Origin of the sequence: Kocuria sp. PD6 (assembly GCF_031844145.1) — a bacterium.
Classification (GTDB): domain Bacteria; phylum Actinomycetota; class Actinomycetes; order Actinomycetales; family Micrococcaceae; genus Kocuria; species Kocuria marina.
This window is the reverse complement of the sequence record NZ_JAUZUS010000014.1, coordinates 30,103-51,684: the sequence shown is the minus strand read 5'-3', so window position 1 is coordinate 51,684 and position 21,582 is coordinate 30,103. Positions and strand designations below refer to the sequence as shown.

18 protein-coding genes and 1 pseudogene are annotated in these 21,582 nt (G+C 69.4%); 6 read left to right on the top strand and 13 right to left on the bottom strand.

Features of this window, described 5'->3' with window-relative positions:
• Window positions 1–107: 107 nt before the first annotated feature.
• Window positions 108–1,289 (bottom strand): annotated as a pseudogene (locus tag Q9R22_RS12015) (hypothetical protein); the annotation flags it as partial.
• A gap of 13 nt (window positions 1,290–1,302) precedes the next feature.
• On the opposite strand from Q9R22_RS12015, the gene Q9R22_RS12010 reads away from it, so the two are divergent.
• Complete coding sequence (locus Q9R22_RS12010; protein ID WP_242670488.1) at window positions 1,303–1,782, top strand: hypothetical protein; 480 nt, start codon at window positions 1,303–1,305, stop codon at window positions 1,780–1,782.
• Window positions 1,703–2,389: a hypothetical protein gene (locus Q9R22_RS12005; RefSeq protein WP_242670489.1), complete on the top strand. Its 687-nt coding sequence runs from the start codon at window positions 1,703–1,705 to the stop codon at window positions 2,387–2,389. Before Q9R22_RS12010 ends, Q9R22_RS12005 begins: the two co-directional genes overlap by 80 nt.
• Here the strand turns inward: Q9R22_RS12005 and Q9R22_RS12000 are convergent.
• Window positions 2,367–2,717, bottom strand: coding sequence for a hypothetical protein (locus Q9R22_RS12000; protein WP_131333510.1), 351 nt, complete (start codon window positions 2,715–2,717; stop codon window positions 2,367–2,369). The two genes, Q9R22_RS12005 and Q9R22_RS12000, sit on opposite strands and share 23 nt — an antisense overlap.
• Window positions 2,718–2,946: 229 nt before the next feature.
• Between Q9R22_RS12000 and Q9R22_RS11995 the strand changes: the two genes are divergently transcribed.
• The 3 genes from Q9R22_RS11995 (at window position 2,947) to Q9R22_RS11985 (ending at window position 5,628) form a co-directional block, all read left to right on the top strand.
• Window positions 2,947–3,882, top strand: a complete 936-nt coding sequence (locus tag Q9R22_RS11995) for a VOC family protein (RefSeq protein ID WP_131333512.1) — start codon at window positions 2,947–2,949, stop codon at window positions 3,880–3,882.
• A gap of 84 nt (window positions 3,883–3,966) precedes the next feature.
• Entirely contained in the window at window positions 3,967–4,929 is a 963-nt protein-coding gene (locus Q9R22_RS11990) for an aldo/keto reductase (RefSeq protein ID WP_131333514.1), read from the top strand.
• Between the two features lie 144 nt (window positions 4,930–5,073).
• The gene (locus Q9R22_RS11985; RefSeq protein WP_131333515.1) at window positions 5,074–5,628 is read left to right on the top strand and encodes a type 1 glutamine amidotransferase domain-containing protein; all 555 of its coding nucleotides are present in this window, start codon (window positions 5,074–5,076) and stop codon (window positions 5,626–5,628) included.
• A gap of 240 nt (window positions 5,629–5,868) precedes the next feature.
• Here the strand turns inward: Q9R22_RS11985 and Q9R22_RS11980 are convergent, their stop codons facing one another.
• From Q9R22_RS11980 to Q9R22_RS11955, 6 genes are all read right to left on the bottom strand, one after another.
• Entirely contained in the window at window positions 5,869–6,960 is a 1,092-nt protein-coding gene (locus Q9R22_RS11980; RefSeq protein ID WP_131333517.1) for an alanine--glyoxylate aminotransferase family protein, read from the bottom strand.
• Between the two features lie 187 nt (window positions 6,961–7,147).
• Window positions 7,148–8,377 (bottom strand): MFS transporter, encoded by a 1,230-nt coding sequence (locus Q9R22_RS11975; protein ID WP_165489814.1) that lies wholly within the window; start codon window positions 8,375–8,377, stop codon window positions 7,148–7,150.
• A gap of 269 nt (window positions 8,378–8,646) precedes the next feature.
• The gene (locus Q9R22_RS11970) at window positions 8,647–9,111 is read right to left on the bottom strand and encodes an SRPBCC domain-containing protein (RefSeq protein WP_064847396.1); all 465 of its coding nucleotides are present in this window, start codon (window positions 9,109–9,111) and stop codon (window positions 8,647–8,649) included.
• Entirely contained in the window at window positions 9,104–10,048 is a 945-nt protein-coding gene (locus Q9R22_RS11965) for a glycosyltransferase family 2 protein (protein WP_311254271.1), read from the bottom strand. Before Q9R22_RS11965 ends, Q9R22_RS11970 begins: the two co-directional genes overlap by 8 nt.
• Window positions 10,045–11,379: a bifunctional PIG-L family deacetylase/class I SAM-dependent methyltransferase gene (locus Q9R22_RS11960; RefSeq protein WP_131333523.1), complete on the bottom strand. Its 1,335-nt coding sequence runs from the start codon at window positions 11,377–11,379 to the stop codon at window positions 10,045–10,047. The genes Q9R22_RS11965 and Q9R22_RS11960 overlap by 4 nt, the downstream gene beginning before the upstream one ends.
• Window positions 11,376–12,470 (bottom strand): acyl-CoA dehydrogenase family protein, encoded by a 1,095-nt coding sequence (locus tag Q9R22_RS11955; protein ID WP_242670492.1) that lies wholly within the window; start codon window positions 12,468–12,470, stop codon window positions 11,376–11,378. The genes Q9R22_RS11960 and Q9R22_RS11955 overlap by 4 nt, the downstream gene beginning before the upstream one ends.
• 92 nt (window positions 12,471–12,562) lie before the next feature.
• On the opposite strand from Q9R22_RS11955, the gene Q9R22_RS11950 reads away from it, so the two are divergent.
• Window positions 12,563–12,931, top strand: coding sequence for a GntR family transcriptional regulator (locus tag Q9R22_RS11950; RefSeq protein ID WP_131333525.1), 369 nt, complete (start codon window positions 12,563–12,565; stop codon window positions 12,929–12,931).
• Between the two features lie 44 nt (window positions 12,932–12,975).
• Here the strand turns inward: Q9R22_RS11950 and Q9R22_RS11945 are convergent, their stop codons facing one another.
• From Q9R22_RS11945 to Q9R22_RS11925, 5 genes are read right to left on the bottom strand one after another with little or no spacing between them, the layout of a single operon-like run.
• Window positions 12,976–14,199, bottom strand: a complete 1,224-nt coding sequence (locus Q9R22_RS11945) for a nitrate/nitrite transporter (protein ID WP_131333527.1) — start codon at window positions 14,197–14,199, stop codon at window positions 12,976–12,978.
• A 35-nt stretch (window positions 14,200–14,234) separates the two neighbouring features.
• Window positions 14,235–15,041, bottom strand: coding sequence for a respiratory nitrate reductase subunit gamma (gene narI / locus Q9R22_RS11940; protein WP_131333529.1), 807 nt, complete (start codon window positions 15,039–15,041; stop codon window positions 14,235–14,237).
• Window positions 15,038–15,733: a nitrate reductase molybdenum cofactor assembly chaperone gene (narJ, locus tag Q9R22_RS11935; RefSeq protein WP_131333531.1), complete on the bottom strand. Its 696-nt coding sequence runs from the start codon at window positions 15,731–15,733 to the stop codon at window positions 15,038–15,040. Before narJ ends, narI begins: the two co-directional genes overlap by 4 nt.
• On the bottom strand, window positions 15,733–17,475 hold the full coding sequence (narH, locus tag Q9R22_RS11930; RefSeq protein ID WP_131333533.1) for a nitrate reductase subunit beta: 1,743 nt from the start codon (window positions 17,473–17,475) through the stop codon (window positions 15,733–15,735). Before narH ends, narJ begins: the two co-directional genes overlap by 1 nt.
• Window positions 17,475–21,209 (bottom strand): nitrate reductase subunit alpha, encoded by a 3,735-nt coding sequence (locus Q9R22_RS11925; protein WP_131333534.1) that lies wholly within the window; start codon window positions 21,207–21,209, stop codon window positions 17,475–17,477. The genes narH and Q9R22_RS11925 overlap by 1 nt, the downstream gene beginning before the upstream one ends.
• Window positions 21,210–21,582 lie beyond the last annotated feature (373 nt).

The following is a 21,582-nucleotide window of genomic DNA, read 5'->3' as shown; positions in this document are numbered from 1 at the left end:
TCCGCGCCTCACACAGGCCGGGCACGGCGCCGTCGGGAGGCGCACGCCCCCCGCCAAGGGTGGGCGCCTCGATCACGCACTGCCGGCACAGACCGGCGCGGGTGGTCCTACGACTCGCAGCCGCAGGACTGCTCCTGTTCCCCCGCGCAGCAGTGGCCCTTGGAGGGAGCGGGGACGCCCAGGACCGGCGAGCGGTCGAAGAAGCCCTCGGGGCGCAGCTTGTACGCGACCGGGTGACCCAGGCGATTGGTGGGCTCGGCGCTGGAGACGACCCAGGTGCGGCCCACGGCCGCGTCGGCGTCCCGCACGGCCTCCTTCTCGGTGGCCAGCACGGTGCGCTTGCGCGTGAACGCGTTGCCGCGCGGGCTCACGTCCGAGGACAGGGACACGCGCACGGCGTCCTCCTCCTCTTCCAGGCGGCAGGGGCCGCCGTCGAGCGCGATGTCCAGGCGCGCCGAGAACAGGTGCTGGCGCCACGGCGCACCCAGCCTCGGTGCGATCTCGCGCAGCTCACCGCGTCCGGTGACCACCACGGGCGAGAGGTGGGTGATCTCGCCGACAGTCGCAGCCGAGCTCCAGCGAGTTGGCCCACTGGCCCACCAGGTACTCGCCGGCGTCGAAGTAGTTCTGCCAGGAGCGCACCTGGGATGGATCACCGTAGGGCACCATCATCTCCGCGATGGCCGCGCGGTCCAGGATGCGGCGCTTCTGCCCCTTCTCCTCGAACGCGATGTTGTGCAGCACCAGCCCCTCGCGCATGTCGAAGCCCAGGTCCAGGCTCCACTTCTCCCACTCCGCGTGGTTGCCGCCGGTCACCGTGAAGGACGGGCCCTCCGGCTGGATGATCTCGATGGGCTTCTGGGTGGTGCGCGTGGGCCCGATCAGCTTCGGGTCCGAGTAGTCGCCATCCTCTTCCGGGACGGGCACCAGCTCGAGGTCCAGCACCTGGTCCACCACGTGGTTGGTGACGTCCACGTAGGCCACCAGCCCGTCGATGGGGTCGCCCACGCGGGCTTATGCTCCTCCTTCTGCAGGAATGCAGGGGCGCGCAGCATCCGCCGCCCCTTCTCGTCCGGGTACTCGAACACGCCCGCGGACAGCGGTGTCACCCGGACCTTCTCCACGGGCAGGCCGCGGCACTCCAGTGAGGCGAGCCAGCGATCGTCGGTCGAGAGGATCTGCTCGACCATCTCGAACTCCTCCTCCAGCACCGGCAGCTCACCGGCCACGGAGGTGTCCCGCTCCACGACGGACTCCACCTCGCGGTTGGTCGCGGAGACGACGGGATCCTTCGCGGTGACCATGCGCCAGATCTCCGCCGGGGCCGGCTACGCCAACGGCGCCCTGAAGACCTACTTCGCGGACAAGGCGGACCTGCTGGAGGCCACCTGCACCCACGTCTTCGAGCGCACCAACGAGAGGGCGGAGCGCGCAGCCGTGGGGCTGTCCGGACTCGGCGCGCTGGTGGCGTTCTGCCGCAAGGTCATGCCCCTGGACGAGGCCAGCGTGGTCATGGCGTTCTGGCAGGGAGCAGCCCACGACCCCGCCCGCGCCGCGCGCAACAACCGCTACATGCACCGGGGGCGGGCAGGTCACGTACCCTACTGGGATGCGCTCGCCCCGCCCGCTTCCCGCCCGCCCCGACGACCACGACGACGGGCCACCGCCCGAGAGCCGCTACCAGCACCTGGACAACCAGGCCGTGCGCGCGTCCGCGGCCGCCCTGCAGCGCAGGATCTACTCCCGCTTCCCCCAGCGCAGCCTGTGGGAGGTCTGCGGTGAGCTGATCGCCCTGGTGGACGAGGTCACCGAGGGTGGTGGCATCAGCCGGCGCCGGATCCGCACCGCCCGCGCCCTGTCCCGGCTGGGCGTCCTGGTGGTGCTGCTCGTCTTCGGCACGGCCATCACCCTGGCGGCGCTGAGCATCTGGGCGGACCCGGACGCCCTCGGCCCGGTGGACTGGCTACCCCTGCTGGAGACGGTGGTCAACGACCTCGTCTTCGCGGGCATCGCCATCTTCTTCCTGCTCGCGGTGCCGCAACGCCTGGAGCGCGCCCACGTGCTGCGCGTGGTGCACCGGCTGCGCTCGCTCGCCCACGTGATTGACATGCACCAGCTCGTGAAGGTCCCGGAGCGCCTGCCCGCCGCCAGGGTCTACACCGAGGACACGCGGGAGGACGAACTGGCACTGACGCGCGCACAGATGACCCAGTACCTGGACTACTGCACGGAGATGCTCTCGCTCGTGGGCAAGACCGCCGCACTGTTCGCAGAGGACACCACGGACGCAGACGTGCTGGACGCCGTGGAGGGCATCGAGGCCCTCACATCGGACATGGCGCGGAAGGTATGGCAGAAGATCGCGATCATCCAGGAGCAGGGCGGCTGACCACCCACCGCGGGGGTGCCCGCCCCGCCGTGAAGACCTGTAGAGCCGGGAGCACCGCACAGGCCATGAGGCCCGCGACCGAGGAGCAGACCCCGAAGCCCGGGACGCACGCCAGCAGCACCATCAGACCGATGGCGGGTGCCCCCTCTCCGATGCCCGCGGCCACGAGCACGGGACGCCCGAATCGACGCAGCGGGCCGCGGGTCAGTGCAAGGCCCAGGGGAAGGACGAGCACGAGGGCGATCACCGTAGCCAGCGCCGTGAGGCCCAGGTGCTGCCAGCAGGCGGCGAGGAACTGCTCGGGGCGCCGGTCCAGAAACCCTCCCACGGGTCTGCCCCCTCTCTGCTCGACACGCCCAGACCCGTCGACCAGGGCTCGGCCGAGTGGTCAGGGTCGATTGGCCGCCCGAGGGGCGACGTGATGATTGGCCCATCACAAGGTGGCTTTTTGTTGACGTGCATCCATGTTTTTGTCGGATGTACTTGCGACAGTAACTATTTCTTAGGTAATATGTTGAGTATTCCGGCGGCCTCCTGGGCCGTCCCCCGACAAGGAAGTGGTTCCCGTGTCCCTGCTCATCCAACGCCCCGATCCCCGCAGCCTGCGCCGCCGCCCGGCGGACGACCTGCTCTCCGACGGCACCACCATGGGTGCCGTGGAGCTGCTCGTGAAGGACCTGGACCGGATGATCGCCTACTACTCCACCGGCGTGACCCTGGACGTCCTGCAGCACTCCGGGGACACCGCCGTACTGGGCCACGACGGCCGCGTGGTCCTGCGCCTGCGCCGCGTCATGGACCTGCCATCCTGGCGCCCGAACCAGGCGGGCCTGTTCCACACCGCCGTGCTCTTCGACGACGACGCCGCCCTGGCCCGCGCGCTCGCCTCGATGGCCCGTTTCGCACCGGGCACCTTCACGGGTTCCGCGGACCACCTCTACAGCCAGGCCTTCTACTTCACGGACCCCGAGGGCAACGGCGTGGAGCTCTATGCCGACCGCCCCCGGGAGACCTGGCAGCGCGAGGCGAACGGCCTGCTCAGCCTGGCCTCCAACTATCTGGACCCGAACGAGTTCCTGCGCACGAATCTGTCCCTGGAGGCGCCACAGCCGACCACGGCACCGGCCTCCACGCTGGGTCACGTCCACCTGCAGGTGGGCGACATTTCCACCGGGCGTGAGTTCTACGTGGACACGCTCGGCTTCGAGGTGATGAGCGACGCCGGGTCCGCCCTGTTCATCTCCGCCGGCGGCTACCACCACCACATCGCTCTGAACACGTGGAACAGCGCGGGCGCCGGTCCGCGCGCCGCGTCCCTGGGCCTGGGCCAGGTCAACATCGACCTCCCCACCGGCGAGGACATCGCCGCGCTGGAGGAGCGCCTCACGGACCACCGCGTGGCCACTCGCCACGACGGCGCCGTGCTGCGCTTCGAGGACCCCTGGGGCACTCTCATCCAGGTCGCGCAGGCCCCCGAGCCGGGCGTCGCCTGACACTGCCCGCCCCGTAATGTCGGCTTGTTACAGTCGCCAAGGAAAAGGCCCCGACCGGCCACCACACCACCGCAGGAGGTTCCCATGAGCCAGCACGCACCCACCACCGCACGGATCGCCGGGATCGAGCAGGAGATCTTCCGGCTGAACCTGGGCGGGAACACGTTCGGGTGGACGAGCGACGAGCAGCAGTCCTTCGACGTCCTGGACACCTTCGTGGCCGCGGGCGGAAACTTCGTGGACACCGCCGACATGTACTCCGTGTGGGCCGAGGGCCACGAGGGCGGGGAGTCCGAGACGGTTCTGGGGCGCTGGTTCGCGGCGCGCGGCAACCGTGACTCCGTGGTGCTCGCGACCAAGACCGGTGCGCACCCGCGGTTTCGCGGCCTGGCCCACGACACCGTGGTGGCTTCTCTCGAGGCGTCCCTCGATCGGTTGCAGACCGGCTACGTGGACCTCTACTACGCACACTATGACGACGCGGACACGCCCATCGAGCAGCAAGTGGAAACCTTTCACGAGCTCGTGGACTCCGGGCGCGTGCACGCGGTAGGGCTGTCCAACTACTCGCCGCAGCGCATGCGCGAGTTCTTCACGGTGGCCCGCGAGCGCGGCTTGGCGGTGCCCGCGGCCATCCAGCCGCAGTACAACCTGGTGCACCGCCGCGATTTCGAGCGGGACTACGCCGCGATCGCCCGGGAGTACGACGCTGCCGTGTTCCCCTACTTCGCCCTGGCCTCCGGCTTCCTCACGGGCAAGTACCGCACCACCGAGGACCTCGAAGGAGCGGCCCGCGAGCAGATGGCCCGGGAGTACGTCTCCCCCGAGGGTTTCGCGGTTGTGGAGGAACTGGTCTCCGTGGCGGACAGGCACCGCGCCGAGCCGGCAACCGTGGCCCTCGCGTGGCTGCTCGCCAAGGGCGTCACCGCACCCATTGCTTCCGCATCCTCCGCCGCGCAGCTGTCCTCGCTGGTGGCGGCGCCCGCACTGCACCTGGGCGCGGACGACATCGCCGCACTGGACCGGGTGTCGCAGCCCTTCGCGTGAGGGGACGCTGGGTGCACGCAGCAGACGCCGCGCGGCGGCGTCATGATCGTGTCGCTGATAGCGGAACCGGCGGGGACACCCTTGCCAGGGAAAGTGCCGCGGTGCCACAGTGGAACCACCAACCAAGAGAAAGGATTCTCGACAATGGCTGAATTATCCGGCAAGAAGATTCTCGTTCTGGTGACCAACCAGGGCGTAGAGCAGGACGAGTTGAAGGTGCCCCTGGAGAAGTTGCGGGCCGACGGGGCGGAGGTCACGGTGGCCGCCCCCGAGACCGGCGAGGTGAAGTCCCTCGTGGGCGACTGGGACCGGGGGGAGACCTTCCCCGTGGACCAGACCATCTCCAGCGTCAACGAGTCCGAGTACGACCTGCTGCTGCTGCCCGGCGGCACGCTCAATGCGGACGCCCTGCGCCTGAACGAGGACGCGCAGGAGATCGCGAAGGCCTTCGCGTCCTCTGGCCGCCCAGTGGCCGCCTTGTGCCACGGCCCGTGGCTGCTCGTGGAGACCGGCGTGGTGGACGGCAAGACCCTCACGTCCTACGCGTCGCTGAAGACCGACATCACCAATGCCGGCGGCAACTGGGTGGACCAGGAGGTCAAGGTGTGCCCCGCCAACGAGTGGACCCTGATCACCTCCCGCGACCCCGGTGACCTTGAGGCCTTCGTGGGTGCGATCAAGGAGCAGTTGAGCATCTGATCCCCTCTTTGCACAGATGCACAGTGGGCCCCGCCGGATCCGGCGGGGCCCACTGTGTCGTTGGGGGCAGTGTGCGGTGGACCGCTGTCCGTGGGGGTGGTGTCGGACCGGCGAGGGTGCTGCGGATGAGGGCGTCGGCGGGTGCGCACAACTTCTGTGCTGCACCACGCACATCAGAACCCCGATTTCGCGTCTTATCGCAGCACAGATGTTCCCCGAAATGGGCGGGCTCGGCGCCCGTTAGCGGCCCAGCACCTCCCGCAGCGCACCCAGGATCAGCGTGACCGACTCCGGGGCGGCGTTCGGACCCATGAGCCCGATGCGCCACACCGTGTTCGTGTACTCCTTCACACCGGCGCCGATCTCGATGTCGTACTTCTCGAGCAGTTCCCTGCGCACCGCGGCCGAGTCCACGCCCTCCGGCACCTTGACCGTGGTCAGTTCCGGCAAGCGGTGTCCCTGCGCCGCGAACAGTTCCAGGCCCATGGCCTCCAAACCGTCCTGCAGCGCGCGGCCGGCGGCCTCGTGACGCTCGCGAACGGCGTCGAGCCCCTCGTCGAGGACACGGCGCAGACCCGCCTCGAGGGACGCGACCATCGCCACGGGCGCGGTGTGGTGGTAGGTGCGACTGGAACCGGAGGCCTCCCCCACGTAACCGCCCAGCATGCCGAGGTCCAGGTACCACGAACGCGGCTTCTCGACCCGGCGCTGCCACGCGCGCTCGGACACCGTGAACGGCGCGAGCCCCGGAGCCACACCCAGGCATTTCTGGGTCCCGGCGTAGCCGATGTCGATACCCCACTCGTCCGCCTTGAGCTCGATGCCGCCGATCGAGGTCACGGCGTCCACGAGCAGCAGTGCGTCACCCTTGATCCGGCCCAGGGCGGCGATGTCCGAGCGCACGCCCGTGGAAGTCTCCGCGTGCACCGCCGCGATGATCTTGGGCGAGGGGTGGGCCGCGGCGACCTTCTCCGCGTCCACGGCTTCGCCGAAGGGGAAGTCCACGCGGATCACGTCCGCGCCGCACCGGCAGGCGACGTCGCACATGCGCTCCCCGAACAGACCGTTGACCGCGATCACCACCGGATCCCCGGGATTCACGAAGTTCACGAACGCGGCCTCCATGCCGGCCGAACCGGTCGCGGAGAGCGGAAGCGTGCGGCGGTTCTCGGTGCCCCACACCGCGCGCAGACCGTCGCACGCGCTGTCCATGATCTCCAGGAACTGCGGATCGAGGTGGCCCAGCAGCGGCCGCGCCAGCGCCTCGGTGGCCTCCGGATACGGGTTGGTGGGGCCGGGACCGAACAGATGACGGACGAGAATCTGGCTCATGACTGGGTCTCCTTGCTGGCACCGCCGCGGCGGACCGGGGTTCGCCCGCCGATCGTGCGGGCCCATCGGACGTGTCCTGGATTACGTCCAGCGTAGGCCCAGGCCCCCGGGCCGCGCGATTCACCGCCCGGTGGGTATCACCGACGACGCCGCTCGGGTTCCGTCGTACGTTACCCGGCGGCACACCTCAGTTCCCGCTGGGTGCCACCGGGCGGCGTGGCAGGAAGATGGCGGCCAGGACGATCGCGATCACGATCAACGCACCGATGCACAGGGTCGCCCCGCCCCAGCCCGCGCTCGTGAACGCGATGCCGGCGGCGTACCCCAGCGCGGAGGAGCCGCCGTAGTAGAAGAGCGTGTAGAGGGAGGACGCCTGGGCCCGCCCCTCGGTGGCCATGGCGGGAACCCATCCGTTGGCCACGGAGTGCGCCGCGAAGAATCCGGCGGTGAACACCAGCAGCCCCGCGACGATCACCGGCAGCCACGGGACGACCGTGAGCAGCAGACCGCCCAGCATGATCAGGGCCGCGGCGATCAACACGGGGCGGCGGCCGAAGCGATCGGCGAGGCTTCCCGCCCGCGCGGAGGACCACGTCCCGGAGAGATAGGCCAGGAACAGCAGGGACACCACGCTCTGGGGCACGTTGAACGGTTCATCCCCCAGGTGGAAACCGATGTAGTTGTACACCGCCACGAAACCACCCATGAGCAGGAACCCCTGCAGGTAGAGGGTTACCAGGCGCACGTCCTTGAGGTTGACCCACAGGTGCGCGATCATCCCCTGCTCCCCCGTGAGCCGCACGGGCTGGGGCGTGAAACCGCGCTGACGCGGGATCAACAGGATGAAGGTCACGGCTGCGGCGGCGGCGATCAGCGCGACGACGCTCGTCCCCACGCGCCAGCCGAAGAAGTCCGCGAGCGGGGCGGCCACGATGCGCCCGGAGAGCCCTCCCAGACTCGTCCCGGAGATGTAGGTCCCGGCTGCCACGGCCCCGTAGCGCGGATTGACCTCTTCCGCGAGGTACGCCATGGCCACCGCGGGAATCCCGCCCAGAGCCACGCCCTCCAGGATCCGTAGGCCCACGAGGGATTCGAACGTGGGCATGACGTTGATGAGCACGCCCAGGACGGCGGCGCAGCTGATCGCGGCGACCATGGCGCAGCGTCGTCCCCAGCGGTCCGAGACGAGCGACCACGGGATCACCCCCACGGCGAGACCCAGCGTGGCGGAGGAGACGGCGAGCGCGGCCTGGGCGGCGTCGATGTCGAGGTCCTGGGCCATGATGGGCAGCACGCCCTGCACGGAGTAGAGCTGGGCGAACGTGGCCACGCCGGCGCACAACAGAGCCACGAGGATCCGTTTGTATCCCGGACTGCCCCTGTCGTACCCCTCCCACACCCTGCGTGACGATCCCATACCCGGGTGCACCTCCTGCTGCGACTGTCCTGCCCGGGCAGCTGCGTCTTCCCGGCCCCGGCCGTACCATGCGTGCACGACCTCGGCCAGGGTACGCCCGGTGCGCGCCCGAGCCCGGGCCGCTCCCGCGCGAGGTTTCCGTGCGACGTCGTGCAGGAGTCACGCGGAAGCGGCGGCACCGCACCCGGACACGACGACGCCCGTGTCCTCCCTCGGGAGGACACGGGCGAACGGTCATTGTGGCGCGGGGCACACCGCTCCGCGGGGTGTCAGGAACCGGCGACGGTGGAGGCGAGCCGCTCGAGGGACTCCTCCAGAACCTTCTCGCCGAAGAGCGGGAAGCTGATCTTCTTCGTCACCTTGGGGTTGGCGTGCTCCCACGAGTAGGTGAGGGTCACGGTGGTGGAGTCCGAGCCCTCGGGCTGCAGCTCGTACACCCATTCCCAGCCGTTGTCCTCCACGGAGGTGCCCTCGGGGCAGGGCTTCCACGCGATGAGCTTGTTGGGGTCCAGACCGGTGACGTGGTTCTCCGTCTTGTAGTCCCCGCCCATCATCTCGGCGTGCATGTTCATCACGAAGACGTCGCCGACGTTCTGGATGCGCTGGTCCGTGCCAGAGATGACGGTCCCGGAGGCGTCCAGGCTGGGGTGTTTGGCGGGCAGTGTCAAGATCTCGAAGATCTCCTCCGCCGGGGCGTCGATGAGACGACTGACGGTGATGGACTTCTCACTCATGGCATACCTCCTGATTGACGATGCTGATGGTTTCTACGTTAGTCACGGGAGAGGGAGGCCCTTCAAGCGTTTTTGCGATGGGCGAAACGGGCGCGCGCCACTCCGATTCCTCCCGCGGCAGTGAGAGCGTCCGCAGGTGATGCGCGAACCCGAGCTCCGCACGTCCTTCGAGCCGCCCCGACGTCACCGCACGGATCCGGTCCGTGGCCTCGACCCGTGCGCCCACTCGGTGCAGTGCAGCCAGCAGGGCTTCGTCCTCACTGCACGCCAGGGGCGGGAAACCGCCCGTGTGCTCGTAGAACGAGGCGCGCACACCCATGTTCGCCGCGTGGATGTGCGGGTGGCTCTCTACGAGCGTGTGTTCGCGCTGCCACAGCTCGTACACGTGCGGCGGGCACTCCGTCGGATCCGGTTCCACGGTCCCGAGAATCGCATCCACACCGGCGCCCGCGCGCTGCACCTGGTAGCGCAGCCAGTTCTCGGGCACCATCGTGTCCGCGTCCGTGGAGGCGATCCACTCCGGGTCCGACGCCGCGAGCGCCTGCCGGGCTGCTGCGGCGCGCGCTCCCCCGGCGCTGTGCCATTGCCCCGAAACGATCTCCAGTCGGGCTCGGCCACCGTCCCGGTTCGACACCGCCCACGCCTGGCGCGCGCGCTCCACCGTCCGGTCCGTGCAGCCGTCCGCGGCGAGCACGACCGTGACCTCGACGTCGCCCGTCCCCACAGCGCGCGGCGCCCCCCGCAAGGGCGGCATGGCATCGATTCGGGACGTGCCGGGAGCGGGCCCGGCGACGTCGTCGGCGGATGCCCACTCGGACCGTGCGAACGACGGATCATGACCCAGCCCCGCGATCGCACCGGCGACCGACTCGAGGCACCGGCCCACGCGGTCCTCTTCGTTGCACGCCGGGATGATCACGGCGATCCGGCGGATCACGTGTTCCCCGCGGGAACGGGCGCGAAGACCTCGATCACGAAATCGGTTTCGCGGTGGCTCAGCACCCCGCGCAGCCCGGGAGTGCGCCGAGCCTCGCGGTGGACGTCCGCGCCGTCGAGCGGCCAGTCCGCGATCGGGTGCCGCCAGTGGCACAGCACGAGGTGCCCGCCGTCCGCGAGCGCCGCCACGCAGCGGCACAACAGCTCGCGCCATTGCTCGGGCGAGCAGAAGTACCCCATTTCGCTCACCACGATCAGCTCTCGCGGGGACCAGTCCTCGTCCCAGTCGCGCGGCAGCACGGCGCTGACGAGTTCCACGTTCGGCACGCCCTTCCGTTCGAGCCGGGTGCGGGCGGCGCTCAGGGCGACGTCGCTCGCGTCCACCGCGGTCACGGAACGCGCGCGCCGGGCCAGTTCCACCGTGAGGGCGCCCGTGGAGCACCCCAGATCCAGGACGCTGCCGTAATGCTCCCGCGGCAGGCACGCGAGTAGCACGTCCCGCTTGCGCCGCTCGTACCACGAGGTGTCCACGGCCCAGGGGTCCGCGCTCGCGGTGTGCACACGGTCGAACACGGTCCGCTGATCGGGCGTGCCGAGCACGAAAAACTCGACCGAACGATCGAAGTGTTCGAGCACGTGGGGGCCTAGGAGCACCTCGTCCCCCCGCCGGTCGGACAGCGGCTGCACCTGGGTCACGTGGTGGGCCAGGGCGGAGCGCTTGGCAGCGCGAGCGGCGTCGTCCAGTGGGACCCGCACGAGCCCGCGCGGCAGGCGCGTGGGGGAACCCCAGTGCCAGAACCACACGGGGTACTGCAGGCAGCGCACCCCCCGCGCCCCGGCGGCCGCGACGACCGTGCGGGCCAGGACCTCGTGGTCGGTGTGCCCGTCCTCCTCCCACGTGACGATCACCAACGGCTGCTCCCCCTGCTCGAGCCATTCGAGATGACGGGCCACCGGCTCGGACAGTTCATCCTCGGTCAGGCCGCCGTCGGTCAGGGCGAGGTACTCCGGCGGGGTGTCCATGCTGGTCAGGGTGTGCACCGCGGCGGCGAGCTCTTCGTGGCGCAATGCGGCCAATCGTTCGGGCGTGTGGGTCGGTGAATCCGGGTGGGAGTTCTCCCCCAGGGTCGCCACGACCACCCGCACATCCGCTCCCGCGTCCGCGAGCCGGTGCACGGTGCCGCCGGCCCCCAAGGTCTCGTCGTCCGGGTGGGCCGCGAACACGACGACCCGGTCCACGCCGGTCAGGTCCACCTCGGGGGCGCGGTGCAGAGCGCCGCAGCGGGCCCAGTCGGCCTCGGGCGTGCCCGGATCACGGTGGTCGAAGCTCACCACGGGGTCTCCTCCGACCCATCCTGGACCAGCTCCAGCAGGGTGCGTCCGAGGGCGGCGGTGTCCCGCTCGGCGTGGTCCTGGCGGATGTAGACCTGCAGGGACTCGACCCGCCGCACGTGTGCGGGGTCCCCCGTGAGCGGACCGGGCCCGGTGGCGCGGGAGACCACGCGGATCACGGTGTCGGCGGCGTCGGCCACCGTGCGGCGCACGCGCAACGCCCATGCGGCGCCGTGCTCACCCGTGGCCTCGCCGCGGTCCACCGCCGCGGCCGCACGGTCCAGGACGGCCTGAGCCGCGCCGAGCGTGAGGTCGAGCTGCCCGAGGGCGGTGCGAGCGGCGTCGTCGACGGGGCGTGCGGGGCGCACGAGTTTGCACCACAGCAGATCCGCGACGGACTGTGCGCCGCCGAGCCACACGGCCGCCACGCCCATCCCGCCCCACGCGAAGCCCGGGCGGGTCAGGTACCACTCGTCCGCGCCGAGCGGTTGCGCCGGAACGCCCTCGAAACGGACGGGTACCGTGACGACCTCGGCGAGACCGCGGGACGTCCACCCCGCGGCGGCCTCGGGCCGGAATCCCGGGTGGTCCGTGGCCACGACGAACGCCCGACGGTGTCCCGTGGGTTCCCCGACCTCGTCGGTGACGTGCGCGGTCACGACGGCGCGTGAGACGGAACCCGCGAGCGAGCACCAGGGCTTGGTCCCGGTCAGGGTCCAGTGCGGACCGTCGGCGGCGTCGTCATCGGCTGAGTGCGCAGCGGACGACGGCGTGGCCAGCAACGGCTCGCCCGACCCCTCCGCGGCCCACACGCCCCACGTGTCGCGGTCGGTGATCAGGTCGGTGCGGCCCGCCTGGCGCAGGATGGCCAGGGCGTCCAGGTGGGGTTCGATGATCCTCGCGTACGCGAGGTCCATGCGGCCCAGTGCGCTCAGCTCGCGCCACAGTTCACGCGTGGTGCCCTCCCCCGGGGCGGGCAGGTCGCGTCCGAGTACGCGCGCCTGGTCCAGTGCGTGATCGACGAAGCGTTGCACGGCCCGGGGATCGGCCGGAGCCGCGGCGGGGACGGGAAGTTCTGGGTGCTCGGACACCCCATCAGCCTACGTGTCGGGGCGGACACCCACCCCACCTTTTCAGCGGTAGGCCACCTACCATGAGGGGAGTCGATTGAAGGGGACAAGGCATGTTCACGGTGGATCCCGCCGCTTCCACACCGGTGTACGAACAGCTCGTGGAATGCGTCCTACGGGACGTCTCCTCCGGGGAACTCATGGTGGGTGACCGCATCCCACCGGTGCGCGCGCTCGCGTCCGAGCTGGGGCTGTCCGCGGGCACCGTGGCCAAGGCTTACCGGGAGATGGAGACCCACGGCGTGATCGAGACACGCGGGCGCAAGGGCACGTTCATCGCGCAGGGCCGGGACGACCGCGACGCCGCCGCGGCACGCGCCGCCACCCGGTACCTCGACGAGGTGGCCGGGCAGCTGCACTACTCCCCTGAGGAGTGCATGGCGCTCGTGCAGCACGCGCTGCGCGCCCGTTCGGAGGGGTGACAGCGGCGGCGTCGTCCATGCCTCGGACGACGGCGCCGCCAACCTCACTTCTCGGCCTTGCGCTCCCCGTGCCGGACCACCAGTGCCAGCAGGAACGCGGCAAGGCAGAACACCGCGAGCAGGGTGAGCCCCACGAAGTAGGAGTTGCTCTCGGGGTCGTAGGTGGCGCCCATGACCAGCGGCGGGAAGTAGCCGCCCAGACCGCCGGCCGCGGCGATCACGCCACCCACGGTGCCCACGTTCGCCGCCGGCGTCGCCCGGCCAACCCACGCGAACACGCCGCCGGTGCCGAGGCCCAGGAACAGTGCCATGAGCAGGAACAGTGGACCGTAGACGTGCTCGCCGCTGGGCTGGAACGCCACGAGCACCGCGCACACGATGGTCCCGGCCAGGGACAGCAGCGTGATGACCTTGGGCCCGAGCTTGTCCGCGAGGGTGCCGCCCACGGGGCGGGCGATCACGGCCGCAACCGCGAAGCCCGCGGTACGGGTCCCGGCGGCGGTGGGGTCGTACGAGTAGACGTTGGCGAGGTACGTGGGCAGGTAGTTGGAGAACGCCACGAACGCGCCGAAGACCACGGCGTAGAGGAAGCACAGCTGCCATGTGACCTTGAGCTTGAACGCCGCCTTCAGCTTCGGCACCACCGGCTCCACGGGGACACCCGCGCGCGCCGGGGAGTCACGCAGCATGAACCAGCACAGCACAGCACTGATGGCCACGATCACGGCGATGATCACGTGCGTCGCGAAGTACCCGGTGGCCGCCACGAGCCGCGGGGTGAAGAAGGCGGAGACCGCGGTGCCCACCATGCCGGCACCGAACACGCCCGTGGCGAAACCCTTGCGGTGGGACTCGTACCAGGCGGAGCAGAACGGGATGCCGATCGCGAAGACCGTGCCCGCGATGCCCAGGAAGAACGCGACGACCACCAGCAGCGGGAAGTTGTGCATTCCCCCCACCACGCCGGTGAGCAGCACGAGCGGCGCGGTGATCCCCAGGATCACCGTGAACATCAGCCGCCCGCCGAACTTGTCGGTGAGCGCACCCACGGGAACCCGGGCGATCGAGCCCACGAAGATCGGCATGGCCACGAGGATCGCGGTCTGCCCGGGACTCAGGTGCATGTCGTTCGCGTAGCGCTTGGACAGGGGCCCCACGATGGTCCACGCCCAGAAACCCACGGTGGACGCCAACGTGGCCAGGATGAGGTTCCTGAACTGGCCCTGTTTCAGGTTCGGTGCGGCCTCAGCGGCGGGGACGGCGGACATGACTCTCCTCAGGGGTGGGGCGGGAAGGGGCCGGGTTATTTGACGCGCGTGGAACCGGAGCGTTCGCGCGGGGGCCGCGTGCGGCGTCGTGAACTGGCGCGGTCCTGGGTACCGATGGGCTCCCAACCACGGCGGTAGTTCACGGAACCGGCACGCGGGGCATTACCCCGCGAGCGGTAGACGATGTACGGGCGGAAGAGGTAGTGCAGCGGCGCCGTGAAGGCGTGGACCAGACGGGTGAACGGCCACACCGCGAACAGGGCCATGCCCCACAGCACGTGCACGTGGAAGCTCGTGGAGGCGGCGGCCATGGCCCCCACGTCCGGTTGCAGGATCCACAGGGACCGGAACCACGGCGACACCGTTTCGCGGTAGTCCACGGTGGCCGGGTCGAACACGGACAGCACCGTGGTGGCCAGACCGGCCAGGATCGCGCCGAGCAGCATCACGTACATGAACTTGTCGTTGGCCGTGGTGGCCATGAACACGGGCCCGGTCCGGCGACGGCGCACGATGAGCATCACGATGCCCACGAGCGTTCCCACACCGGCGACCGAACCGATGGACAGCGCCAGGAAGTGGTAGGCGTGCTGGGACAGACCCGCCGCCTCCGTCCACGACTTGGGGATCATGAGCCCCATGATGTGCCCCACGAGCACGGCCAGGATGCCGAAGTGGAACAGCGGCGAGGCGATGCGCAGCAACCGGGACTCGTAGAGCTGGGACGAGCGCGTGGTCCACCCGAACTGGTCGTACTTGTACCGCCAGATCAGCCCTCCCACGAGGGTCAGCATGACCACGTACGGCAGGATCCCCCACAAGAGGGTGTCGATCACGTTCACTGGTTTCCTCCGGTCATGGGCAGCAGGCGGGGGTCGTAGGCCTCCAGGCCCACGGCCTCGGTGGGCGGTCCGTAACCGGCCATCCGGGCCACGGCTGACTCGTCCTCGGGCGACGGCCCGGGAAGCGTGGAGCACACGAGTTCCACGGCGCACGCCTGGGGCAGGTCGTCCCGGATCAACGCCAGACGCAACAGCTCCAGGGACGGGCGGTAGCGCTGCAACAGCTCGAAACCGTCCTCGCCGGAGACCCGCGCGGCGAATTCGAGCACCACGGGCAAGTGGTCCGGCAGTTCCTCGTCCCCGAACTCGCACCCGTGCGCGCGGTAGACCTGTTTGAACGCGGACAGGGCCTCACCGCGACGGCGCGTGTCACCGTCCGTCCAATAGGTCAGGTGCAGGCTGTGGCGCCGAGACAGGTCGAACTCCTGGACGTAGTCGCCCTGGATCTCCCGCAAGTCCGATTCCCGCAGCCACCGGATCAGGGGTGCCACCTGCTCGGGGTCCACGCCCACCTCGGTCAGCGCCCGTTCCACGAGGGGCAGCTGCTCGATCACCTCGGGGCGCGGGTAGCTCAGCAGCAGGGCCGCCGATTGGCGGATCACCGCGGAACGCTGCGGGTTGCGGTCCCGGTACCCGGGCACCTCCACGGTCCCCTTCCCGGCCCTACCCAGAAGGCTCGACAGCAGCCCCATCACCGGCCCCCGCTCGCCCCGGCGGTGCCCTGGTCCGGTCGCGAACCCGGGTTGTCGGAGGTCGCCGCGAGCGACGCCGCATCTCGCTCCGGTTGCGCCGGGAACAGTCCCGCGGGGGTCCCGTTGCCGTCCCAGTTGAGCAGGTTCACGCGACCGGCCAACTGGTCGTTGCCCGTGGGGTCCTCGCCCGTCTGCCGTGCCCGCAAGGCTGCGAAGTTCTCGACGGCGACCGGCATGGGTCGGCCGGAGGCCTCACCGAACACGCCGGTCTGACCCATGCCCGGGCCGCCGTCCACGTCCAGGGAACACCCGATCTCCTCGAGGTTGTGGGCGTCCTCCACGTGGGCGGCGGGGATCACGTAGCGCTCGTCGTACTTGGCGATCGCCATGAGCCGGTACATCTGGCGGATCTCGGAACCCGTCATCCCCACGGCCTGGGCGATCGACTCGTCCGGTTCGTCCCCGAGCGTGACGTTGCGCATGTAGGCGCGCATCGCGGCGAGCTTACGCAGCACGTGGGTGACCAGCTCGGTGTCCCCCGCGGTGAACAGTTCTGCGAGGTACTCCACCGGGATCCGCAGGGACTCGATGGCGCCGAACAGGTTGTCCGGGTCCTCGCCGTCGTGGCCCTGTTCCTTGAGCAGGTCCACGATGGGCGACAGCGGCGGGACGTACCAGACCATGGGCATGGTGCGGTACTCGGGGTGCAGCGGCAGGGCCACGCGCAGGGTCTTGGCGAGTGCGTACACAGGCGACTTGCGGGCCGCCTCGAGCCAGTCCTCGGGAATCCCGTCCCGGCGAGCGGCGTCGATCACCTCGGGGTCGCTGGGGTCCAGCATGAGGTCCAACTGGGCCTCGTAGAGGTCCTGCTCGTTGGGCGTCGCGGCCGCCTGGGTGACCTTGTCGGCGTCGTACAGGAAGATGCCGATGTAGCGCATGCGCCCCACGCACGTCTCCGCGCACACCGTGGGGATGCCCACCTCGATGCGGGGGTAGCAGAACGTGCACTTCTCGGCCTTGCCGGACTTGTGGTTGTAGTAGATCTTCTTGTACGGGCACCCGGTCACGCACTGGCGCCACCCGCGGCACCGGTCCTGGTCCACGAGCACGATCCCGTCCTCGGACCGTTTGTAGATGGCGCCGGACGGGCACGAGGCCATGCAGGACGGGTTGAGGCAGTGCTCGCACAACCGCGGCAGGTAGAACATGAACGTCTGTTCGAACTCGAACTTGATCCGGTCGTTCGCCTCGTCCCGCAGCTTCTGCACCACGGGGTCCAGGTGACCCATCTCGGTGGCGCCACCGAGATCGTCGTCCCAGTTGGCGGACCACTCGATCTTGGTGTCCTCACCCGTGATGAGGGACTTGGGCCGGGCCACGGGGAAGTCGTCACTCGCGGGGGCGTTGACCAGGTTCTCGTAGTCGTAGGTCCACGGCTCGTAGTAGTCCGCGAGTTCCGGCTGCACCGGGGACGCGAACAACTGCGCGAGTTTCTTGAGCCGGCCACCGGACTTGAGCTTGAGGTTGCCGCGCCGGTTCAGTTCCCAGCCGCCCTTCCACCGCTCCTGGTCCTCGTAGCGGCGCGGGTAGCCCTGACCGGGGCGGGTCTCCACGTTGTTGAACCACACGTACTCGGTGCCCGCCCGGTTGGTCCACGCCTGCTTGCACGTGACCGAACAGGTGTGACAACCGATGCACTTGTCCAGGGTCATCACCATGGCAACTTGGGACATCACACGCATCAGTACTCGACCTCCTGGGAACGCTTGCGGACCACGGACACGATGTCCCGTTGGTTTCCGGTGGGCCCCATGTAGTTGAAGGCCCAGGACAGGTGGGCGTAGCCACCGATCATGTGGGTGGGTTTGACCAGGATGCGCGTGACGGAGTTGTGGATCCCGCCGCGCTTGCCCGTGGTCTCGGACTTGGGGACGTCGATCGTGCGCTCCTGTGCGTGGTGGACGTACACCACGCCCTCCGGCATGCGGTGGGAGACCACCGCGCGGCCCACGAACACGCCGTTGGTGTTGACGCACTCGACCCAGTCGTTGTCCTTGACCTCGATCGCGCGGGCGTCCTGCGGGGCCATCCACACAGTGGTGCCACCGCGGGAGAGGGACAACATGAACAGGTTGTCCTGGTACTCGGAGTGGATGGACCACTTGTTGTGCGGGGTCAGGTAGCGCACTGCGATCGACAGTTCGCCCTTCTTCCCGAGCTGTGGTTCACCGAAGAGCCGGTGCATGTCCAGCGGGGGCCGGTAGATGGGCAGCATCTCCCCCATGTCCTTGAGCCAGTCGTGGTCCAGGAAGAAGTGCATGCGCCCGGTCAGGGTGTGGAACGGCTTGAGGCGTTCGATGTTCACCGTGAACGGCGCGTACCTGCGGCCACCGGTCTCGGAACCGGACCACTCGGGGGACGTGATCACGGGCACGGGGGCCTGCTGGGTCTCCGTGAAGGTGATCACCTTCTCCTCCGAGCCCCGGGAGAGGTCCGCGAGCGGTTTGCCCACGCGCTTCTCGAGGGTCTCGAAGCCCTGGGTCGCGAGCGCGCCGTTGGTGGTCCCGGACAGACTCAGGATGGCCTCCGCCATCCGGGCGTCCGAGTCCAACGCGGGGCGGCCTTCGGCCGGGCCGGAGTCGAACACGCCGTGCTGACGGCCCAGCCGGTCCACGACCCCGGTGACGTCGAACGTGACGTTCTTGGTGGTCAGCCCGAGCTTGTCCGCGAGCGGGCCGAGCGCCACGAACTTGTCCCCGATGGCCGTGTAGTCACGCTCCACGAGCTTCAGCTGGGGCAAGTTCTTGCCCGGCACGGCGGGAACGTCCGTGCCCTTCCACTCGGGCACGCGTCCGCCGGGTTGGGCGATCTCCCCCGGGGTGTCGTGCTGCAGCGCGGTGGCCACCACGTCCTTGCGGGTGTCCAGGTGCCCGGCCGAGAGCCTGCCGACCTCGTCCGCGAGCAACTGGAACAGCTTCCAGTCCGTCTTGGCCTCCCACGGCGGGGTGATCGCCGGGGTGAACGCGTGCACGTAGGGGTGCATGTCCGTGGAGGAGAGGTCGAACTTCTCGTACCACGTGGCCGCGGGGAAGACGACGTCGCTCAGCAGCGTGGAGGACGTCATGCGGAAGTCCGCGGAAACTAACAGGTCGAGCTTCCCCTCGGGTGCTTCGTCGCGCCAGCGCACGTCGTGCGGCTTGGACTCCGCGTGGTCCTGCCCCTGCACGCTATTGCTGGTCCCGAGCAGGTGCTTGAGGAAGTACTCCTCGCCCTTCGCAGAGGAACCGAACAGGTTGGAGCGCCACAGCACGAGGGTGCGCGGCCAGTTCTCGGGGGCGTCCGGGTCCTCGACCGCGAAGTTCAGCTCGCCGTTCTTGAGCTTGGCCGCGATCCATTCGGGTTCCGACGCCGCTTCGCCGCGTTCCACACCCGCGATCGCCGCGTCCGCGACGTCCAGCGAGTTCTCGTGGAACTGCGGGTAGAACGGCATCCACCCGAGCCGCGTGGACTGGGCCACGACGTCCGCGGTGTGCATGCCTCTCAGGTGACCCTCCGCGAGCGGCGACTGCAGGGAGTCGGAGGAGTACCCGTCCGAGCGCCACTGGTCCGTGTGCATGTACCAGAACGCGGTGCCGATCATGAACCGCGGGGGACGCATCCAGTCGTTCGCGGACGCCATGGCCGCCCACCCGGTGATGGGGCGGGCCTTCTCCTGACCCACGTAGTGGGCCCACCCGCCGCCGTTGCGTCCCTGGCACCCGCACAGCATGAGCATGGCCAGGATGGCCCGGTACGTGGTGTCACCGTGGTACCACTGGCAGATGCCCGCGCCCAGGATGATCATGGAGCGTCCGCGGGACTTCTCCGCGTTCGCGGCGAACTCGCGTGCCGTGCGGATCACGGCCTCCGCGGGGACAGACGTGACCTCCTCCTGCCACGCGGGGGTGTAGGGGGTCCGTGCGTCGTCGTAGCCGGCGGACCACTCACCCGGTAGGCCCTCGCGACCCACGCCGTACTGCGCGAGCATGATGTCGAAGACCGTGGTCACCGTGCGCCCGGCCACCGTGGTGGTGGGTACGCCGCGGCGGATCGTGGAACCGGCCCCCGTGGGGTCGGTGAACGCGGGCAGATCGAGGTGGGTGACACCGCCGTCGTACCCGGCCGAATCCGCGATCGACAGCGCGGGCAGGGTATCCCCCAGGTCCAGATTCCACTTGCCCTCGTCCTGGTCGTTGTAGCGGAAGCCCATGGAGCCCTGCGGGATCACGGCCTTGTGCGTGTGCCGATCCAGCAGGACGGTCTTGAACGCGGGATCGGCCTGCCCCGCGGCGGCGGGATCACCCGCTGCCGCGAGATCCTCCGCGGTGACGAACTTGTCCGGGACCACCGTGCCGTCCGCGCGCTCGTCGAGCGAGATGAGGAACGGGAGGTCCGTGTACTGCAGCACGTACTCCTCGAAGAACCGCACGCGACGGTCCACGAAGTTCTCCTTGAGGATCACGTGACCCATGCCCATGGCGAGCGCGGCGTCCGTGCCGGCCTGTGCGGGCAACCACTCGTCCGCGAACTTGGTGTTGTCCGCGTAGTCCGGGCTCACCGAGACCACCTTGGTCCCGCGGTAGCGCACCTCCGCGAGCCAGTGCGCGTCCGGGGTGCGGGTCACGGGGATGTTGGAACCCCACATCATGAGGTAGGTGGCATCCCACCAGTCCCCGGACTCGGGGACGTCCGTCTGGTCGCCGAAGACCTGTGGCGAGGCCACGGGCAGATCGGCGTACCAGTCGTAGAAGCTGTTCATGACCCCACCGATGAGGTTGATGAACCGCGCACCCGCCGCGTGGGACACCATGGACATCGCGGGGATCGGCGAGAACCCCGTGCACCGGTCCGGGCCGTAGGTCTTGATGGTGTGCACGTGCGCGGCCGCGGTCATCTCCACGGCCTCCTGCCAGCTCGCGCGCACCAACCCGCCCTTGCCGCGGGCCTGCTGGAACTCACGACGCTTGACGGGGTCGTTGACGATCGACTCCCACGCGAGCACCGGATCGTGGTGGAGCTGCTTGGCCTCGCGGTACATCTGCAACAGCACGCCCCGGATGTACGGGTAGCGCACGCGGGTGGGCGAGTAGGTGTACCACGAGAACGCCGCACCGCGCGGGCACCCGCGGGGCTCGTACTCGGGGCGGTCCGGACCCACGGAGGGGTAGTCCGTCTCCTGCGCCTCCCACGTGATGATGCCGTCCTTGACGTACACCTTCCACGAGCACGACCCCGTGCAGTTCACACCGTGGGTAGAGCGCACCACCTTGTCGTGGCTCCAGCGGTTGCGGTAGAAGGCGTCACCCGCGCGACCACCCTCACGGAAGACGGCGCGGCCGTCCGGCGTCTCCTCCCAGCGGGAGAAGAAACGTCCCATTTTCAACAGCGCATCTGATGCCGGTCCGTCGATCCCGGCAGGGGTCTCGGTGGTTGCCATACCGGCATGCTAGGTCGATTTGGTATCGAAAATGCGTATTTTGTTCGGCGTGGCTCGGACATTGCGGTGAACCCGTGTGACGTGCGGGAATACGGCATATTTAGCTGGACTAATAAGCCTGGGTGCTGCCGCTGGTTCCCGAGGTTTTCAGGAGCGGTCTCGCGGTTCGCCGTCCCGGTCCCGACGGCGGCCGCACAGACGCCCCCCCAAGGCTGCCGGGCGATGCCCGACGGCGTCCGCGCACCGGTTCCCGGGGGCTCGCGAGGCAACCATGCGACGTCGTTCCCGGATGTCCGTGCGAACGGCTCCAGGCGCTCGCGGGGCGACCGAGCGACGTCGTCCCCTCCCGGCCGACGGTGCCCGGCCCGGTCGC

Coding starts and splice junctions, on each gene's coding strand:
- Q9R22_RS11985 (WP_131333515.1), top strand. CDS start 5,074: ATGGCTGAATTATCCGGCAAGAAGATTCTCGTTCTGGTGACCAACCAG.
- Q9R22_RS11945 (WP_131333527.1), bottom strand. CDS start 14,199: ATGTCCGCCGTCCCCGCCGCTGAGGCCGCACCGAACCTGAAACAGGGC.
- Q9R22_RS11970 (WP_064847396.1), bottom strand. CDS start 9,111: ATGAGTGAGAAGTCCATCACCGTCAGTCGTCTCATCGACGCCCCGGCG.
- Q9R22_RS11950 (WP_131333525.1), top strand. CDS start 12,563: ATGTTCACGGTGGATCCCGCCGCTTCCACACCGGTGTACGAACAGCTC.
- Q9R22_RS11925 (WP_131333534.1), bottom strand. CDS start 21,209: ATGGCAACCACCGAGACCCCTGCCGGGATCGACGGACCGGCATCAGAT.
- Q9R22_RS11980 (WP_131333517.1), bottom strand. CDS start 6,960: ATGAGCCAGATTCTCGTCCGTCATCTGTTCGGTCCCGGCCCCACCAAC.
- narH (WP_131333533.1), bottom strand. CDS start 17,475: ATGCGTGTGATGTCCCAAGTTGCCATGGTGATGACCCTGGACAAGTGC.
- Q9R22_RS12010 (WP_242670488.1), top strand. CDS start 1,303: ATGCGCCAGATCTCCGCCGGGGCCGGCTACGCCAACGGCGCCCTGAAG.
- Q9R22_RS11975 (WP_165489814.1), bottom strand. CDS start 8,377: ATGGGATCGTCACGCAGGGTGTGGGAGGGGTACGACAGGGGCAGTCCG.
- Q9R22_RS11990 (WP_131333514.1), top strand. CDS start 3,967: ATGAGCCAGCACGCACCCACCACCGCACGGATCGCCGGGATCGAGCAG.
- narJ (WP_131333531.1), bottom strand. CDS start 15,733: ATGGGGCTGCTGTCGAGCCTTCTGGGTAGGGCCGGGAAGGGGACCGTG.